2 tRNA genes and 1 rRNA gene are annotated in these 598 nt (G+C 43.8%); all 3 read left to right on the top strand.

Features of this window, described 5'->3' with window-relative positions:
- A 16S ribosomal RNA gene (locus tag H5123_RS20370) occupies positions 1-61 on the top strand; the annotation flags it as partial.
- A gap of 215 nt (positions 62-276) precedes the next feature.
- Positions 277-353, top strand: a tRNA-Ile gene (locus H5123_RS20365).
- A 140-nt stretch (positions 354-493) separates the two neighbouring features.
- Positions 494-569: transfer RNA gene (locus H5123_RS20360), tRNA-Ala, on the top strand.
- Positions 570-598 lie beyond the last annotated feature (29 nt).

Below are 598 nucleotides of genomic sequence, written 5' to 3'. Positions count from 1 at the left end.
GACTGGGGTGAAGTCGTAACAAGGTAGCCCTAGGGGAACCTGGGGCTGGATCACCTCCTTACCTATACGACTAACTCAATACCTAAAGTGCAGCAATGCATGTGAGTGTTCACACAGATTACTTGATAGAAGAAAGAGAAAGATATCGAAAGGTATTTTTGAGGATTTTGATTCTTAATCAAGGCACTTGATGAGTCTCGCAGGGAGTGTGCTTTAGCACATGACTGAGAAACGAAGAAAGTAACGCCGAGTAAGGATTAAAAGACCAAAAAGAATGGGTCTGTAGCTCAGCTGGTTAGAGCGCACCCCTGATAAGGGTGAGGTCGGTGGTTCAAGTCCACTCTGACCCACCAAATCTTCATTTTATCTGCGTTAATTAAATACTCGTTTAGTGAAGAACTAAACGTCGCATTGAATTAACTTGTTAAAATTCGATTTGGCTTCGCCAATCTTATGATTGGATACTTGATATTAATCTCAACTGCATGTAAATGGGGCTATAGCTCAGCTGGGAGAGCGCCTGCCTTGCACGCAGGAGGTCTGCGGTTCGATCCCGCATAGCTCCACCATTTACACTTATCATGACGATAAGCTTATG

Origin of the sequence: Shewanella sp. SR43-4, assembly GCF_014163845.1 — a bacterium.
In the GTDB taxonomy this organism is placed as follows: domain Bacteria; phylum Pseudomonadota; class Gammaproteobacteria; order Enterobacterales; family Shewanellaceae; genus Shewanella; species Shewanella vesiculosa.
Note: the sequence above shows the minus strand (reverse complement) of the source record. Positions and strands in the feature narration are given on the sequence as shown.